Source organism: Variovorax endophyticus (assembly GCF_025376855.1).
Lineage (GTDB): Bacteria > Pseudomonadota > Gammaproteobacteria > Burkholderiales > Burkholderiaceae_C > Variovorax.
The window spans coordinates 261,124-276,828 of the sequence record NZ_JAHUTH010000002.1 but is presented as its reverse complement, the minus strand read 5'-3'; the positions used below and the strand labels follow the sequence as shown (position 1 = coordinate 276,828).

The following is a 15,705-nucleotide window of genomic DNA, read 5'->3' as shown; positions in this document are numbered from 1 at the left end:
CATGCAGACCGCCGAGTTCCCGCTGCCCTTCGTCAATGCACCGTACAGCCGCGCGATGTTCGACGACGACTGGATCTTCGTGTCGGGCACCATCGGCATGGACTACGACACGCAGCAGCTCGCCGAGAGCGCCGAGGACCAGACCCGGCTGATGATGCGCAACATCGAGCGCTACCTCGCGGCGTGTGGCGGACGGCTCGACCAGATCGTCAACTACACCTTGATCATCGCGGGCGCCGAGCACCTGGGCGCGGTGGTGCGTACGTTGTCCGAGGTGCTGCCGACCAAGCCCACCGGCACCGCGATGCTGGCCGGCATCGCGGTGCCCAAGGCCTGGGTCGAGATGCAGGTGATCGCGCGCAAGAGCCACGGCGCCGGCGGAGGCGTGCGGTGAAGGCGCCGCTGCTGCGCGCGCTGGCGTGCGGTGCCGTGGTCGCGAGTGCGATCGCGGCCTGCGGTGGCGATGGGGGCGGCGGCGGTTTTCTGCCCGGCCCCGTCGGCGGCAATCCGCCCGCAACGCCGGACAGATACAACGCGGAGATTCGCTGGACGCAGTACGGCCTGCCGCACGTGAAGGCCGCCGACTACGCGGGTCTCGGCTATGGCTACGGTTATGCGGTCGCGCGCGACCACCTGTGCCTGTTGGCCGACCGCGTGGTCACGCTGCGTGGCGAGCGTTCGGAACGCTTCGGGCCCGACGGGGCATCGCTGGTTGCCTTCCTGCAGACCTCGAACCTCAACAGCGACCTGTTCTACCGCGTGCAACTGTCCGACGAAGAAGTCGATGCCGCATGGCGCGATCTCTCGGCCGATGCGCGCGGCCTCGCCGAGGGCTATGCGGCCGGTTTCAACCGCCGGCTGCGCGACATCGGCGCCGAGGCCGCTGCCACCGCCTGCCAGGGTGCGGCGCCGCCGCAGATGCGGGCCAGCGACGTGGTGCGTGCCACCATGCAGGTCAACTCGCTGTGGAAGGCGCTCGCCGTCGCGCCCTATGCCGCGGGCTCGACCTGGGACCACCTAGGCGCCCCGGCCGTTGCCAAGGCCGCCGAAGACCGCCCGCCCGCGCAGCGCATGGCGAGCAATGCCTGGGCCTACGGTTCCGAGGCCACGGGAACGGGCGCATCGATCATGGTCGCGAATCCGCACACGCTGTGGCAGGGCCATTGGCTGCTGATGCACCAGATGCACCTGAGCATCCCCGGCGAGATCGACGTGATGGGCGCCGATTTCCTCGGCCTGCCGCTGCCGCTCTCGGGTTTCACGCAGCACCTGGCGTGGAGCATCGAGGCGCCGTCGACCGTGACCTATCCGTTGCTGATCGCGCTCGACGTGCGCAACGGCGACAAGCCCTCGTACACGATCGACGGCCAGCGCCGCGAACTGAGCACGAAGCGCGTGGCGCTGCGCGTGCGCCAGGCCGATGGCAGCGTGGCCACGCAGCAGCACGAGCTGCCCGTGTCGCACCTCGGCCCGCTCTACCGGCTGCCGGCCGATGGCGAGCGCGCCGCGGGCTGGTATGCGATCACCGACCCGAGCGTCGCGAACGCGCGCGCGCTCGACCAGATCCTCGCGGTCGCGAAGGCGCGCGACATCGCGGGCTTCGAGCAGGCGGTGGCCGGCCACCGCGGCATCACCGCCCACCTGATCGCGGGCGACAGCCAGGGCCGCGCGATGTACATCGAGTCGGGGCCGCTGCTGGACATCGCCGACGCGGCACTGCGCGACTGCGCGACCGTGCCGCCGCCCGACGACATGACGGTGCCGGCCGCGCTCGATGGCCGCCGCGGCGCCTGCGCCGTGCGCGATGCGCAGGGCCGGCCGAAGCTCGCGCCCGCGAGCCGCATTCCCGCGCTCGCCACGCGCGGCATCGTGCAGAACGCGAACGACAGCTACAGCCTGTCGCTGGTGGGGCAGCAGCTCGACGGCTATTCGCTGCTGCTCGGCAGCCCGAAGGCACCGCCCGGCATGCGCACGCTGATGTCGCAGCGCCAGATCCATGAGGGCCTGCGCGACGGCCGCATCGACAGCGCCGAGGCGCTCGGCATGGTGTTCGACAACCGCAACTACCTGGCGGAAACCACGCTCGACGCGGTGCTCGGGGCCTGCGCGGGCGCGAAGGGCGATGCGCAAGTGCAGGCGGCCTGCGCCATCCTCTCGGCCTGGGACCGGCGGCACGACGTGGACAGCCGCGGCGCGCTGCTGTTCCATGAGCTGGGCCCGCGGCTCGCATCGGTGCCTGGCCTCTACGCCGAGCCCTACGACAGCGCGCGGCCCTACCGCGTGCGGGCGGTCTCCACCGCGCCGACCGTGAGCGCGGCCATCGTCGCCGCGGTGCGCGATACGGCGCAGGCGCTCGCCGGGCTGGGCCTGCGCGGCGACGAGCGCTGGGGCGACATGCTCGCGCGTCCCACGCCGCAGGGCCGCGTGCCGCTGCACGGCGGCTCGGGCGAGCAGGGCGTGCTCAACGCGCTCGACGGCGCGCCGCTCGGTCGCGAGGGCTTCGGCGACATCGTCGCCGGCACTTCCTATGTGCATCTCGTGACCTGGGACCAGGGCCGGCTGGTGGCCAGGCTGATGATGGCGGCCGGCCAGTCCACCGACCCGGCTTCGCCGCACCACGACGACCAGCTGCCGCTGTTCTCGCGCAAGCAGCTCGTGACGCCGCCGTTCACCGAGGCGGAGATCGCAGCCGATCCGAAGCTCGAGCGGCTGGTGTTGCGCGAGTGAGGCGTCGTTAGACTGGCGGACCGTCGTCTCTTCGTTTCGATCGCCCCGCCCATGGCAGCACCCCGCCCCGAGAACATCTTCGATCTGCTGCAGGTGGCGCAAGCCGGCCTGAAGGAAGCGCGCGCCGACGACGGCGCGCTGCTGCTGATGCATTTCGCGTTCCGCGGCCTGGTCGCGAAGGCCGACGTGTTCCTGGCCGGCCATGGCCTGTCGCGCGTTCATCACCGCATGCTCTATGCGATCGCGCGCACCGACGGCATCGCGGTCGGCCAGCTGATCGCGCTGCTGGGCGTGTCGAAGCAGGCGATGCATCGGCCGCTCAAGCATCTGCAGGAACAGGGGCTGGTGCTGGCCGAACGCAGCCCGCACGAGCATCGCAGCAAGCTGCTGCGGCTCACGCGCGAGGGCGCGCGCATCGAGCGCCAGGCTTCCGCGCACGAGGCGGCGGCGATGGAGCGCGCGCTGAAGTCGGTCGGCGAAAGCGAACGCCAGGCCTGGCGCACGGTCATGCTCGAATTGGCGCGGCAGATCTAGGCCTTTTTTTCAGCCCTTCACCATCAGCGTGGCGGAAGCCATCGCATGCAGCTTGCCATCCGCACCGCGCAGCTCGGCATTGCAGATGCCCAGCGAGCGCGTGCGCTCGACCAGCGTGGCGTTGGCCAGGTACTCGGTGTGCGGTGCCAGCGGCCGCAGGTATTTCACGCTGAGGTCGACGGTGGAATAGGCCGTGCCCGCGTCGAGTGCCGAATACAGCGCGAGCGCCGCGGCGCCGTCGAGGCAGGTGGCCGCGAAGCCACCGTGCACCATGCCCGCGGGATTGAGATGCCGCTCGTCGGGCGTGACGCGCATGCTGACCTTGCCGGCCTCGATCGCCGAGAGCTGCATCGGCATGGTTTGGGCGATGCCCGAGCGCTCGATGCGTCCGTCCATCATGGCTTGCAGGACGTCGAGGCCCTTGGCGGGCGAGGAAGGGGTCGATGCGGGTGGATTTGTCATGTCAACATTATTGACCTAAAGTCGCGGCTTCGCGAACAAGCTCAAAGGCGTTGCGGTGCAATCCACGGTCTGGACAGTTCTTCTGCTGCTCAATGCCGCCTGGTTCGCGCTGGGCGCGCGCTTCTTTTGCCTCGACTCGCTGCGCGCCGCGCGATTGCTGGTGGCGAAGATGGACCGTGCATCGCCACTGCTGCCCGCGATCGCCGGCGCCGTGCGTTTTCTCGGCGCGATGAACCTGGCCTGGCTGGCGTTGTGCCTCATGCTGCTGGCGGGACACGGCCTGTTCGAGACGCCGGCGCAACGCGCGTCGATGGCCGCCGTGGTCGCGCTGGTGCATGCGGGGCAGTTCGCGGTCAATGCCCATATGCTGGGCCAGCATCGTCGCGGCCGGCCCGGCAGCTGGGTGGTGCTGCGTGGGCCGATGCGGCTCATCTTCTTCGTCGACCTGGCGTTCGCGGTGGCGGATGCGGCGTTCGTGGTCTGGGTGCTCGGCTGAAGAACCGCGCCGTGAATCTTCCGTTGTGAAGGGCACGACCTACCAGCGATACGTCGCCGTCGCCAGCACCTTGCGCGGCTCCCCGTAGTAGCAGCTGCCCGAGCTGCAGTTCGCGACGTAGTTGCGGTTGCCGAGGTTTCGCAAGTTCAGCGCGAGGCTCCAGCGCTCGAAGTCGTAGCCCAGCAGCGCGTCGAACACGGTGTACGAGGGCACGGGCACCGGCGTGCTCTGCTGGTAGCCGCGGTTCGAGCCCATGAAGCGTGCGCCTAGGCCGAGCTTCACGCCGTTGGCGAAGCGGTAGTCGGCCCACACCGAGAGCTGGTTGCGCGATACCGCCTGCATCTGCTTGCCGATCTCGCTGGGCGTGCTGCTGGCCGTGACCTCGGCCTTGGGCGTGTAGGTGTAGGCGGCCGTCACGTTCATGCGCGGCAGGGGCTCGAACGAGGCCTCGAGCTCGAGGCCGCGCACCAGGATCTCGCCGGTCTGGCGCGGCGTGTAGTCGGCGTCGTAGGTGATGTAGTTCTCGCGCCGCAGGTCGAACACGGCGGCGCTGTACTTGTCCTTGCGGCCCGCGGGCTGGTAGCGCACGCCCACCTCGTACTGGCGGCCGGTCTCTGGCTTCAGAGGCTGGTTGGTCTGCGGATCGACCGTGACCGTGGGCGAGAACGACTCCGAATAGCTGAAGTAGGGCGCCCAGCCGCTCGGATGCAGGTAGACCAGGCCGGCGCGGCTGGTGAACTTGTGGTCGTCGATGCGCGTGGTCGAGCCGTCGATGTGGCTGAAGGACACGGCGCGCGCGCTGTCGTAGCGGCCGCCCAGCGTGGCCACCCAGTTGCCCCACTTGATCTGGTCCTGCAGGTAGAAGCCGGTCTGCGACAGCGTGGTGCGGGCATCGAACCACGGGTCGGCGGTGGTGGTGAGGCCGGTGCTCACCGGCAGGTAGCCGTCGATGTCGCTCACGGTGCCGCTGTTGGAAGTGCGCTGGTCGTTGCGCGAGCGCTGGTAGTCGAGGCCGACCAGCAGCGTGTGTTGCCAGTCGCCCCAGCGCAGCTTCGCCTGAAGCTGGTTGTCGATCGAGGCGATGCGCGCGGCCTCCTTGCTCGCGAACGGGAAGCGGCTCAGCACGCGGTAGTTGGCGGGGCTGGCCGGGTTGTCGGCATCGACGGTGACGAAGCTGGGCTGGTTGTAGACCTGCCCGTAGTCGACCTTGATCGAGCCGTAGCGCGCGTTCTGGCGAAAGCTCAGCGTGTCGTTCAGGCGATGCTCGAACAGGTAGCCGACCATCCACTGGTCCTGGTTGAAGCGGTCGAAGTTCGGGTCGCCGACGTAGGTCTTGCGCGAGAACTGGCCGTTGGGATTGGGCAGCAGGGTGCCGACCTCGGGGAAGCTGCCGTAGGAGCTGCCGTCGCGGATGCGCAGGTAGTGCGACAGCAGGGTCAGCGAGGTGTCGCCCGAGGGCTTCCAGGTCAGCGAGGGCGCGATGAAGCTGCGGTCGTTCGGCAGGCCGCTGGCCGGCAGGCTGGCATCGCGCAGCAGGCCCGTGAGGCGGTAGAGCAGCTTGCCTTCGGCATCGAGCGGACCCGAGAAATCGCCCGCGATCTGGCGCCGCGCGTTGTCGCCGAACTGCAGTTGCAGTTCGCGCAGCGGCTGCGCGGTGGGGCGCTTGCTGACCACGTTGATCATGCCGCCCGGGCCGTTCTGCCCGTAGAGCACCGAGCTCGGGCCGCGCAGCACCTCCACGCGCTCGGTGCCGTAGCTCTCGGTCTGCCAGATGGCCCAGCCGTTGTTGTTGCGCAGCTGCAGGCCGTCGAGGTAGTAGCCGGGCGCCTGCGCGTCGAAGCCGCGCAGGATGGTCCAGTCGAAACGCGAGTCGGCGCCCCAGGGCGAGACGTTGATGCCCGGCGTGTAGGCCAGCGATTCCTTGAGCCGGGTGGCGCCCGTGGCCTCGATGAAGTCGGAGGTGACGACCGAGATCGATTGCGGCGTCTCGATGATCGGCGTGTCGGTCTTGCTGCCGGCCGTGGCGCGCCGCGCGATGTAGCCGGGAACATGGCCGGTGGCGGTCTCCTCGGTGCCGGCCGTGACCACGATCGGCGGCAGCGCGCCGGTGTCGCCGGCCGAGGCGCGCACCACGGTGAAGCCCGTGTCGCCGTTGCGCACGTAGCCCAGGCCGCTGCCCGCGAGCACGCGCTCGAGCGCCTGCTGCAGCGTGACGGCGCCGCGCACCGCGGGCGCGGTGCGGCCCTCGAGCAGCGAGCTCTCGCCGCCGATGGCGATGCCGTACTGGCGCGACAGCACGCCCAGGCTCTGGGCCAGCGGCTGGGCCGGCAGTGCGAGCTGCAAGGTGGCGGACGATGCCGCCGGCGCGCCCTGCGCATGCGCGGGGCCGCCCATCGCGAGCAGGGCCGAGGCGATGGCGCAGGCGAGCGCCGCGGCCTGGAGGGAATCGATGCGGGGGCGCCGCGGGGTCTGCTGGTTCATGTCCGAAGGTCCTGGAGCTGGTTTGCTACAGAAGACCAGCGAGACGCCGCGTACCCCCCAAAAATAATCAAAACTTTTTTTCAGGGCCGCCGCGCCGTGCCGGCGGCATGGCCCACGATCCGCGTGCCGCCGTCGGCCAGGCGCTGCGTGCGCACCGGCAGCATCACCGGCAGCGCGCCCACGAAGGCCTGCGGATCGCGCAGCCGGTAGCTGCCGGTCACGCGCAGCTCGCGCAGCGCGGGGTCGTCGGCCAGCTGCAGCGGCTGGCGCAGGTAGTCGTTCCAGCGCGCCACGGCCTCGGGCAGGCGCGTGTTGCGGAACACCAGCCAGCCCTGTTGCCAGTCGGCCACCTCGCCGACGTCGACGCTGCTGCGCGGGCCCAGCCCGCGCGCATCGGCCTCGATGGCCTCGCCGGCCTGCAGCACGGTGCTGGGGGCGTCAGCCTCATCCTGCCCGGCCCCCCAGACCGCGACCCGGCCCTCGGCCACCGCGAGGCGCATACGGCCCTCGCGCACCGACACCGTGAACACCGTGCCGAGCACGCGCACGCGGCCCCAGTCGGTGCTCACGGTGAAGGGGCGCTCGGCATCGCGCGCGACCGCGAAGCGCGCCTCGCCGCGCGCCAGGTGCACCGTGCGGCGGTCGCGGTAGAGCGCGACACGCAGCGCCGTGTTGGCCGCCAGGTCGAGCGTGCTGCCGTCCGGCAGCGCATGGGCCAGGGTCTGGGCCTGGCCGGTGCTCGGGGCGGCCTCATAAACCGGCTGCTGCCAGTACCAGCGTCCGCCGGCACTGGCCAGCGCGGCCAGGCCGGCCACGCCCAGCAGGCCGATCGTGCGGCGTCGCGCGCGCCGTTCCTGCGCGGCGCTCGGCGGCATCGGCAACTGGCCGCGCAGCGCGCCGTCGTCGACCGCGTTCCAGATCCGGTGCGCGGTTGCCGCGGCGTCGGCGTTGGCGGGCGACAGCGCGCGCCAGCGGCTCAGCTCGGCCTGCGCGGCGTCGGCGGCCTCGGGGCTGCCGCGATGGATGCGGCCGATCAGTGTCAGCGCATGCTCGACCAGCGCGCGCGGCGCGCGCCGTTCGTCGGCGCCGAGCAGGGGCTGTGCGCGCGCGGCCATGGTCAGTCCGTTCCTCCGCCGTAGCCCGCGCAGTCGAGCAGGGCGCGCGTCATGTGGTGCTCGACCGCCTTCTCGCTGATCTCCATGTGGGCCGCGGTCTGCGCATAGCTGAGGCCGTGGATGCGAACGAGGATGAAGGCATGGCGGCGCTTGCGCGGCATGGCCTCGAGCAGCGCGACCAGCCGTTGCAGCTGCTGCCGCGCCGCCACGTGGCGTTCCACCGAGGGCGCGCTGTCGGGCGCGACCAGCGCCAGCGTGTCGAGCATGCGCAGTTCGGCGGCGCGGCGCGCGGCCTGGGTGGCGAGCAGGTTGCGGCCGGTCTGGTAGAGCAGCGCGCGCGGTTCGAGCACCAGGCCGCCCGCGTCCTGGTGGCCGAGCACGCGTGCGTAGGCTTCCTGCACGAGGTCGGCGGCGGTGTCGCCATCGCCGGCCTTGCGGGTGAAATAGCGCAGCAATTCTCTGTGGTAGCGCTCGAGCACGGTACACCTCAGCCGGTGTGGAAACAGGACTCCCGTCTTGGCTGAGATGTGGCGGCGGCTGATCCGTGGCGCGGGAGAGGGAGCCGAAATTATAGGGAGGGGCCGTGTCAGCCCGTCTTGCGCTGCATCTTGCGCGCTGTCTCCACCACCACCGCACGCAGCGACTGCACCATCGGCTGCCCCTCCAGTTCCTTCAGCGTGAAGAAGCTCACCGGCGGCAGGTTCCAGCTCAGCCGGTAGGGCAGCGCGGCCCAGTGGCCGGCCTGTTCCATCTCGGCCACCACGTCGCGCGCGAGGATGGCGATGGCGTTGGGCTCGGTGCGCAGCACGGTTTCCATGCTGCGGATGGCGGTGGTCTCGAGCATCGGCACCGGCGGCTGCACGCCGGCGCCGACGAAGATCGCGTTGTAGGTGCGGCGCATCGGCGTGTTCGGCGGCGGCAGGATCCAGTCGAGCTGCGCGAGCCGGGCCCAGTCGAGCGGCCCGCGCGAGAGCCGCTTCGCGCTCTTGGCCGACACCACCAGGCAGGGCTCCTGCTGGTGGATCGCCTCCTGCACCAGGCCGGTGGCGTCGCCGTCGTACGAACGGCCGATCGCGCAGTCGAGCTCGCGCGCGAGCAGGCCGGCCACGAGTTCGTCGGTGGTGCCCTCGCGCGTCATCACCGCCATGCGCGGCGTGCGGTCGAGCAGGTGCGCGAGCGCGGCCGACAGCAATTGCTGCGGCACCTGCTGCGTGAGGCCCAGGCGCAGCCGGCCGCCGCGGCCCGCCTCGAGCGAGGTCAGCACGCGCGTGGTGGCCTCGAGCTCGGCGAGCCAGCGCCGCGCGTAGTGCAGCACCGCCTCGCCGGCCGCGGTGGGCACCAGGCCGCGGCTGCTGCGCTCGAACAGCCGGTTGCCGAAGATGTCCTCGGTTTCACGCAGCGCCTTGGTGATCGCGGGCTGGCTCAGCCGCATCTCGGCGGCCACGCGGCCCAGTGTGCGGTGCCGGTCGATGGCCTGCAGCAGCGAGAGCTGGCGCAGCTTGAGGCGCGAGAGCAGCGCGTGCTGCAGGTCGGCGGCGGGGTCGCGGGCGGTCGGGGAGGCCATAACCGTCAGGTTATCGCCCGATCAGAATTTAGTCCACTTTGGTGAATCGCGAGGCCTAGACTTTTCTCCATGCCCGCAGCCACCGCCACGACGCTCATGGCCACCTTGGCCGATCTCCTCGGCGCGCTCGACGCAGCGCGCGATGCCGACGAGGCGCTGCGCCGGATCGATCGCTGCCGGCGCGAGCTCGTACCCGGCAGCATCTTCAGCATCCAGCAGAACGTGACGACCGAAGACGATCCGGCCGGCGAGATCCGGCTGCGCCGTTTCTATTCGTCGGAGGCGCACCGCTACCCGGTCAACGGCGCCAAGCGCAAGACGCATACGAGCTGGACCGACCGCCTGTTCCGCCAGAGCCGCGTGTTCGTGGGCGAGGGCGCGCAAGTGCTGGCGCGCCACTTCGACGACTTCGAGCAGATGCGGCCCGCGGGCCTGTGCAGCGTGGTCAACGTGCCGCTGCTGCAAGGCGCGCTGTGCTTCGCCACCTTCAACGTGTTCGGTATCCGCGAGCGCTGGCAGCCCGACGAGTTGCTCGGCATCCGCCTGCTGGCGCTGGCCGCCGCGCGCTGGGTGCCGGTCGCGCCGGGCCTCGCCTACCGCTTCGCCGCCGACGCGGTGCCGATCGATCTCCCCGCTCTCTCTTCTGAAGTGAAGGCCTGACCATGCAATCCAAGAACCTCGTCGTGATCGTCGGTGGCGGCCCCGTGGGCCTGTCGATGGCGATCCTGCTGCAGCGCTTCGGCGTCGACTTCGTGCTGCTCGAACGCAGCCCGACCACCACCGACCATCCGAAGGCGCGCGGCACCTACACGCGCACGATGGAGATCTTTAGGCAGTGGGGCATCGACGGCCTGATGAAGCGCCATGCGTTGCCCGACGGCGCCGACTTCTTCGCCTTCTGCGAATCGATGACCGGCCACGAATGGGGTCGCACCACCCCCGAGCCGAACCTCGGCCACTCGCCGTGCTGGAAGATCATCCAGTCGCAGGACACGGTGGAGCAGGAGCTGCTCGCCCATGCCAAGAAGAGCGAGGTCGGCCGCTTCCTGTTCGGCCACGAGTTCCTGCACTACGCCGAGAGCGCCGACGGCATCGCCGTGACGGGGCGCCGGCTCGACACCGGCGAGACCCTGACCTGGCAGGCCCGATACCTGATCGCGGCCGACGGCGCCGCGAGCTCGGTGCGGCGCCAGGCCGACATCGAGATGCGCGGGCCGGCCACGCTGGCCGTGATGGCCAACGAGTTCTGGCAGGCCGATCTCTCGCAGGTGCGCGACTCGGCCACCTGCGCCGGCTGGCGCGTCTACGCCAAAGACTCGCCGTACCCGATCACCACCGTGCTCAACACCAACGGAAAGGACCGCTGGCTCAACCTGCTGCCGGTGGGCCGCGAGACCGACGAGCGCACCGGCGCGCGCAGCGACGCCGAGGTGGTGCAGCTCGCGCGCACCGTCTCGGGCGTGCCCAACCTCGAGGTGAAGGTCATCAACCGCTCGGTGTGGCGCATGAGCCGCCAGGTGGCCGCGAACTTCCGGCGCGGCCGCGTGCTGCTGGTCGGCGATTCGGCGCACCGCTTTCCGCCCAATGGGGGCTACGGCATGAACTCGGGCATCCAGGACGCGCACAACCTGGCCTGGAAGCTGGCCTTCGTGCTCAGCGGCCGCGCCAGCGCGCGGCTGCTCGACAGCTACGAGAGCGAGCGCCGGCCGATCGCCGAATCGAACGCCGATTTCAGCCTGCACAACGCGATGCGCTTCAACCACTGCGACGAGGCGCTGCGCTCGGGCAACCGCGAGCGCATCGAGTTCTGGATCCGCGACAGCGACAACCACATCCACAGCATCGGCCAGTCGCTGGGCTTCTGCTACGAGGACGGCGCCGTGATCCCCGACGGCACCGGCCGCCACGTGATGCGCGCGCGCTGGTACGAGCCGGCCGACAAGCCCGGCATGCGCTTTCCGCACCTGTGGCTGGACCTCGCGCGACGCCACAGCACGCTCGACTGGTTCGACCGCGAGTTCGTGCTCGTGGCCGGTCCGCGCGCCGATGCCTGGATGGAGGCGGCGTGCCAGGTGTCGGGCCGCAACGGCCGCGTGGTGCAGGCGCGCCAGCTCGAGGACGCGCACGAGAAGGACGGCCTGCTGCTGGGCCAGCACGGCGCGGTGCTGGTGCGGCCCGACGGCCACGTCGCCTTCCGCATGCCGTGGACGCCGACCGACCCGGCCGCCGAGCTGTCGGCCGTGCTGTCGAAGCTGCTGGACTGACGCCATGCCCGTCACCGCGCTGCACCACTTCACGATCCGCTGCACGCCCGCGGAGCTGCCGCCGCTGCTGGACTTCTACACGCGCGTGCTGCGCCTGGAAGCCGGCGCGCGGCCCGAGATTCCCGCGCCCGGCGCCTGGCTCTATGCCGAGGACCAGCCCATCGTGCACCTGTTCGCCCATCTCGCGACGGCCGATGCGCCGCCGCAGCCGCCCACGGGCCATGTCGACCACATCTCGTTTCGCGCCCACGGGCTGCGCGAGATGCGCGCCCACCTGCGCGCGCTCGGCGTGCCCTTCGCCGAGGCGCCGATCCCCGGCTGGGACATCCACCAGCTCTTTCTGCACGACCCGCGCGGACTGAAGATCGAGATGACCTTCTGGCTGGACCGCGGGGAAGAACCACGGGAGGACGCGGCATGACCGAGTTCGTGCAGGCCGGCGAGGTCCGCATCGCCTTCGACCGCGCGGGCCAGGGCCCGGCGCTGCTGCTGATGCATGGCGCGGAAGCCTCGCGCCAGATGTTCGCCGGGCTGGTGCCGCATCTGGCGAAGCAGTTCACCGTGATCGCCTACGACCAGCGCGACTGTGGCGAGACCGAGGCGCCCGAGCGCGCCGTCACGCTGGCGGACCTCGCGAACGACGCGCAGCAGCTCGTGAAGGCGCTGGGCCTCAAGCGCGCGCATGTGTTCGGCTCCTCTTTCGGCGGACGCGTGGCGCAGGCGCTGGCGCTGCTGCATCCGCGTGCGGTCGACCGGCTCGTGCTCGGCAGCACCTGGCCGCTGCCACGGCCCTACGAGGAGCTGTGCCCCGATGCACGCCGCCTGGCCGAGCTGCGCCGCGGCCTGCCGGGCACGGCCGAGGAGCTCGCGACCTGGTTCTTTCCCGAGGCCTTTCTCGCGCAGCGTCCCGAGCTGCGCCGCGTGTTCGCCGCCGCGCGGCCCGAGACCGCACGCTCGGCGCGACGCATGGCGACCGTCGCCACCACCTTGCCGCAGGGCGTGGCCGACATCGTCGCGCCGACGCTGGTGCTCGCCGGCGAGCTCGACCGCGTGGTGCCGCCGACCGTGACGCTCGCGATGGCCGGCCGCATCCGCGGCGCCGACGCCGTGCTGCTGCCGGCCATCGGCCACGTGACCGCGATGCAGGCGCCCGAGGTGCTCGCGCGCCACATGGTCCGTTTCCTGAACCCCGAAGGAGTCCACGCATGAATGCCGTCCTGGAGCCCGAGACCGTCCCCGCCGCACCCGCCGGCAAGGAGGACTACATCCGCGTCGAGGGCCTGTCGAAGACCTTCGGCGGCGGCAGCGAAGGCGTGCTCGCACTGAAGCAGATCGACTTCGGCATCCGCCAGGGTTCCTTCGTCACCATCGTCGGCCCGAGCGGCTGCGGCAAGAGCACGCTGCTGCGCATCCTGGCCGGCCTGCTCGACTACGAGGTCGGCACCGTGCTGCTCGACGGCCAGCCGATCCGCGGCACGCGGCGCGACGTGGGCGTGGTGTTCCAGAGCTCGATCCTGCTGCCCTGGCGCAGCATCCTCGAGAACGTGATGCTGCCGGCCGAGGTGCTGGGCCTCGACAAGGCGAAGGCGCGCGAGCGCGCGATGCAGCTGCTCGCGATGGTGCGGCTCGAGGGCTTCGAGCACAAGCTGCCGCGCCAGCTCAGCGGCGGCATGCAGCAGCGCGCTTCCATCGCGCGGGCGCTGCTGCACGACCCCAAGATCCTCTTGATGGACGAGCCCTTCGGTGCGCTCGACGCGATGACGCGCGAGCGCATGAACCTCGAGCTGCAGCGCATCTGGATGGAGAGCGGCAAGACCGTGGTGTTGATCACGCACTCCATTCCCGAGGCCGTGTTCCTCGGCGACCGCGTGTTCGTGATGTCGCCGCGCCCCGGCATGCTCGAACGCGTGCTGCCCATCGACCTGCCGCGCCCGCGCGGCATGGAGGCGATGTCGCACCCGGCCTTCGCGGCCGCGGCCGCCTCGATCCGCGAGCGCTTCTCGCATGCCGCTTCCTTCGATTGAGAGAAAGGCCGACGCCATGACCACCGCACTGTTGAGTTCCGAGGCCGCGCCGCTGGCGGCCAAGCCACCGCGCCCGCGCCGCACCAACCCGCTGGCGTCGCCGCGCGTGCAGTCGATCCTCTTGCTGATCACGCTGCTCGGTTCGTGGGAAGGGGCCGTGCGCCTGTTCAAGGTGCCCAGGCACCTGGTGCCGCCGGTCAGCGACATCGCGATCGCGCTGTGGCGCGGCCTCGCCACCGGACCCTTCGCGAAGGACGGCTTCTGGTACCACGGCGGCATCACGCTGGCCGAGATCCTGCTGGGCTTCTTCGTCGGCGGCGGCATCGGGCTGGCGATCGGCATCGTGGTCTCGCAGATGCCGCGACTCGAGCGCCTGCTCGAGCCCTACGTGGCCGCGTTGCAGAGCGTGCCCAAGGTGGCGGTGGCGCCGATCATCGTGGTCTGGCTGGGCTTCGGCATCAGCTCCAAGGTGATGATCATCTGCCTCTTGACCTTCTTCCCGGTGCTGGTGACCAGCATCGCGGGCTTCAAGGCCGTGGACCCGGACCGCATCGACCTGCTGCGCTCGCTGTCGGCCACGCCGTGGCAGATCTTCCGCAAGGCCAAGTTCCCGAGCGCGCTGCCCTACATCTTCGCGGGCCTCAACATGGCCGCGGCCTTCAGCGTGGTCGGCGCCGTGGTGGGCGAGTTCGTCGGTGCCCAGGCCGGGCTCGGCGTGCTGATCCTGCAGATGGAAGCCCAGGCCGACAGCGGCGGCAGCTTCGCCGTCTGCGTGGTGCTCTCGGTGATCGGCATCACGCTGACCACTGCCTTGCGCCGCGTGCAGCAGCGCGTGCTGCACTGGATGCCGGCCGATGCCTCGCAGCGCACGGTCAACGTCTGATTCTTTCCCCCCGAAACATTTCAGCCGCAACGCCGGCGAGGAGCGAACCATGTGGACACGACGCGATTTCGGCCTGGGCCTCGGTGCCCTGGGATTGATGGGCAGCCTGCCGGCCCTGGCGCAGAAGCTGCGCGTGATGAAGGTGGCGAACACCGCCGGCGTCAACGACCCGCAGCAGTGCTTCGTGACCTCGGGCCAGCATCCGCGGCTGAACTTCTACAAGCCCGAGGGCGTGGACGTCGAGTACGTCAACATGTCGAGCATGACGCAGGCCCTGCAGAGCCTGCGCGCCGGCCACGTCGACTACGGTCCGGCCGTGCCCGGCATCCTGCTGCCCGCGATGGCCAAGGACCCGGGGCTCGACCTCGTGAGCGTCTACAAGTGGCTGCCGCGCAATGCCAACGTCGTCGTCGTCAAGCCCGGCAGCCCGATCCGCTCGGTGGCCGACCTCGCGGGCAAGCGCATCGGCGTGCGCAGCCAGGGCGACACCGGCATCGTCGTCACCCGCACCATGCTGGCCGAGCTGGGCCTGAAGGACGACCGATGCGAGTACATCGCCATCGGCGACGGCGCGCCGGCCGGCGCGGCGATCGACAACGACCGCGTCGATGCGATGGTGGCCTTCGACACCGCGGCCGCGCGCGTCGAACTCGTCGGCACCAGGCTGCGCTATGTGCCGCTCACGCCGAAGTTCGCGCAGTTCGGCTCGGGCTGGCTGTGCGTGCCGCGCGAACTGCTGAAGAAGGAACGCAAGGCCTTGGTGGGCCTGTTCCGTGGCATGGCCAAGTCCACCCTGTTCGCGCACCACAACCTCGAGGCCGGCATCGACCTGCACTGGGCCGTGTATCCCGAGAGCCGGCCCAAGGGGCGCAGCGAGGGCGAGGCGCGCAAGGAGCTGGCCTTCATCCTCAAGGATCGCCGCAACAGCTGGATGCGCCGCCCCGACGATCCCGATCAGCGCATCGGTGCCTCGTCGCTGGCCGAGTGGAAGTCGAACATCGAGATGGCCGTGGACGGCAGCCGAAACCCGAAGCTGGCCGACGAGCTCGGCGACCCGAGCCGGCTGTTCACCAACGAGCTGATCGACGAGGTCAATGCCTTCGACAGGCAGGCGGTGGTGGAGATGGCGAAGACGTTCAAGCTGTAGCCTCGCCG

Annotated in this window: 16 protein-coding genes; 11 read left to right on the top strand and 5 right to left on the bottom strand. The window is 70.6% G+C overall.

The genetic code is table 11. From position 1 onward, the window contains the following. Position 1: 1 nt before the first annotated feature. From KV106_RS04010 to KV106_RS04000, 3 genes are read left to right on the top strand one after another with little or no spacing between them, the layout of a single operon-like run. The gene (locus KV106_RS04010; RefSeq protein ID WP_057590009.1) at positions 2-394 is read left to right on the top strand and encodes a Rid family hydrolase; all 393 of its coding nucleotides are present in this window, start codon (positions 2-4) and stop codon (positions 392-394) included. Beyond that, positions 391-2,727, top strand: coding sequence for a penicillin acylase family protein (locus tag KV106_RS04005; RefSeq protein WP_261206286.1), 2,337 nt, complete (start codon positions 391-393; stop codon positions 2,725-2,727). The genes KV106_RS04010 and KV106_RS04005 overlap by 4 nt, the downstream gene beginning before the upstream one ends. A 51-nt stretch (positions 2,728-2,778) precedes the next feature. After that, the gene (locus KV106_RS04000) at positions 2,779-3,261 is read left to right on the top strand and encodes a MarR family winged helix-turn-helix transcriptional regulator (RefSeq protein WP_082321518.1); all 483 of its coding nucleotides are present in this window, start codon (positions 2,779-2,781) and stop codon (positions 3,259-3,261) included. A gap of 9 nt (positions 3,262-3,270) precedes the next feature. Here KV106_RS04000 and KV106_RS03995 read toward each other — a convergent pair whose 3' ends face one another. Then, entirely contained in the window at positions 3,271-3,723 is a 453-nt protein-coding gene (locus tag KV106_RS03995; RefSeq protein WP_261206283.1) for a PaaI family thioesterase, read from the bottom strand. A 55-nt stretch (positions 3,724-3,778) separates the two neighbouring features. Here KV106_RS03995 and KV106_RS03990 point away from each other — a divergent pair, with 55 nt between their 5' ends. After that, positions 3,779-4,219: a hypothetical protein gene (locus KV106_RS03990; protein ID WP_261206282.1), complete on the top strand. Its 441-nt coding sequence runs from the start codon at positions 3,779-3,781 to the stop codon at positions 4,217-4,219. Positions 4,220-4,258: 39 nt separating this feature from the next. Here the strand turns inward: KV106_RS03990 and KV106_RS03985 are convergent, their stop codons facing one another. The 4 genes from KV106_RS03985 to KV106_RS03970 form a co-directional block, all read right to left on the bottom strand. Next, positions 4,259-6,700 carry a TonB-dependent siderophore receptor gene (locus KV106_RS03985; RefSeq protein WP_261206280.1) on the bottom strand — a complete coding sequence of 814 codons (2,442 nt, stop codon included), beginning with the start codon at positions 6,698-6,700 and terminating at the stop codon, positions 4,259-4,261. An 80-nt stretch (positions 6,701-6,780) separates the two neighbouring features. Next, positions 6,781-7,815, bottom strand: a complete 1,035-nt coding sequence (locus tag KV106_RS03980) for a FecR family protein (RefSeq protein WP_261206279.1) — start codon at positions 7,813-7,815, stop codon at positions 6,781-6,783. A gap of 2 nt (positions 7,816-7,817) precedes the next feature. Then, on the bottom strand, positions 7,818-8,294 hold the full coding sequence (locus KV106_RS03975) for an RNA polymerase sigma factor (protein ID WP_261206277.1): 477 nt from the start codon (positions 8,292-8,294) through the stop codon (positions 7,818-7,820). Positions 8,295-8,401: 107 nt separating this feature from the next. Then, complete coding sequence (locus KV106_RS03970; protein ID WP_208509359.1) at positions 8,402-9,379, bottom strand: LysR family transcriptional regulator; 978 nt, start codon at positions 9,377-9,379, stop codon at positions 8,402-8,404. Positions 9,380-9,448: 69 nt separating this feature from the next. Between KV106_RS03970 and KV106_RS03965 the strand changes: the two genes are divergently transcribed. The 7 genes from KV106_RS03965 to KV106_RS03935 are packed head-to-tail and all read left to right on the top strand — an operon-like array spanning position 9,449 to position 15,697. Then, on the top strand, positions 9,449-10,039 hold the full coding sequence (locus tag KV106_RS03965; RefSeq protein WP_261206272.1) for a GAF domain-containing protein: 591 nt from the start codon (positions 9,449-9,451) through the stop codon (positions 10,037-10,039). Positions 10,040-10,041: 2 nt separating this feature from the next. Next, positions 10,042-11,643 carry an FAD-dependent monooxygenase gene (locus KV106_RS03960; RefSeq protein WP_261206270.1) on the top strand — a complete coding sequence of 534 codons (1,602 nt, stop codon included), beginning with the start codon at positions 10,042-10,044 and terminating at the stop codon, positions 11,641-11,643. Between the two features lie 4 nt (positions 11,644-11,647). Continuing rightward, positions 11,648-12,064, top strand: coding sequence for a VOC family protein (locus tag KV106_RS03955; RefSeq protein WP_261206268.1), 417 nt, complete (start codon positions 11,648-11,650; stop codon positions 12,062-12,064). Next, positions 12,061-12,852, top strand: a complete 792-nt coding sequence (locus KV106_RS03950) for an alpha/beta fold hydrolase (protein ID WP_261206266.1) — start codon at positions 12,061-12,063, stop codon at positions 12,850-12,852. Before KV106_RS03955 ends, KV106_RS03950 begins: the two co-directional genes overlap by 4 nt. Further along, a complete protein-coding gene (locus tag KV106_RS03945; RefSeq protein ID WP_261206264.1) occupies positions 12,849-13,667 on the top strand; it encodes an ABC transporter ATP-binding protein in 819 nt (272 codons plus the stop codon). The genes KV106_RS03950 and KV106_RS03945 overlap by 4 nt, the downstream gene beginning before the upstream one ends. 16 nt (positions 13,668-13,683) lie before the next feature. Beyond that, positions 13,684-14,550: an ABC transporter permease gene (locus tag KV106_RS03940; RefSeq protein WP_261206262.1), complete on the top strand. Its 867-nt coding sequence runs from the start codon at positions 13,684-13,686 to the stop codon at positions 14,548-14,550. Between the two features lie 49 nt (positions 14,551-14,599). Continuing rightward, complete coding sequence (locus KV106_RS03935) at positions 14,600-15,697, top strand: ABC transporter substrate-binding protein (protein WP_261206260.1); 1,098 nt, start codon at positions 14,600-14,602, stop codon at positions 15,695-15,697. The last annotated feature ends 8 nt before the right edge of the window (positions 15,698-15,705 follow it).

Excerpts from the sequence above, each read along its gene's own strand:
- KV106_RS04010 (WP_057590009.1), top strand. The coding sequence starts at position 2 with ATGCAGACCGCCGAGTTCCCGCTGCCCTTCGTCAATGCACCGTACAGC.
- KV106_RS04000 (WP_082321518.1), top strand. The coding sequence starts at position 2,779 with ATGGCAGCACCCCGCCCCGAGAACATCTTCGATCTGCTGCAGGTGGCG.
- KV106_RS03995 (WP_261206283.1), bottom strand. The coding sequence starts at position 3,723 with ATGACAAATCCACCCGCATCGACCCCTTCCTCGCCCGCCAAGGGCCTC.
- KV106_RS03985 (WP_261206280.1), bottom strand. The coding sequence starts at position 6,700 with ATGAACCAGCAGACCCCGCGGCGCCCCCGCATCGATTCCCTCCAGGCC.
- KV106_RS03980 (WP_261206279.1), bottom strand. The coding sequence starts at position 7,815 with ATGGCCGCGCGCGCACAGCCCCTGCTCGGCGCCGACGAACGGCGCGCG.
- KV106_RS03970 (WP_208509359.1), bottom strand. The coding sequence starts at position 9,379 with ATGGCCTCCCCGACCGCCCGCGACCCCGCCGCCGACCTGCAGCACGCG.
- KV106_RS03965 (WP_261206272.1), top strand. The coding sequence starts at position 9,449 with ATGCCCGCAGCCACCGCCACGACGCTCATGGCCACCTTGGCCGATCTC.
- KV106_RS03960 (WP_261206270.1), top strand. The coding sequence starts at position 10,042 with ATGCAATCCAAGAACCTCGTCGTGATCGTCGGTGGCGGCCCCGTGGGC.
- KV106_RS03955 (WP_261206268.1), top strand. The coding sequence starts at position 11,648 with ATGCCCGTCACCGCGCTGCACCACTTCACGATCCGCTGCACGCCCGCG.
- KV106_RS03950 (WP_261206266.1), top strand. The coding sequence starts at position 12,061 with ATGACCGAGTTCGTGCAGGCCGGCGAGGTCCGCATCGCCTTCGACCGC.
- KV106_RS03945 (WP_261206264.1), top strand. The coding sequence starts at position 12,849 with ATGAATGCCGTCCTGGAGCCCGAGACCGTCCCCGCCGCACCCGCCGGC.
- KV106_RS03940 (WP_261206262.1), top strand. The coding sequence starts at position 13,684 with ATGACCACCGCACTGTTGAGTTCCGAGGCCGCGCCGCTGGCGGCCAAG.
- KV106_RS03935 (WP_261206260.1), top strand. The coding sequence starts at position 14,600 with ATGTGGACACGACGCGATTTCGGCCTGGGCCTCGGTGCCCTGGGATTG.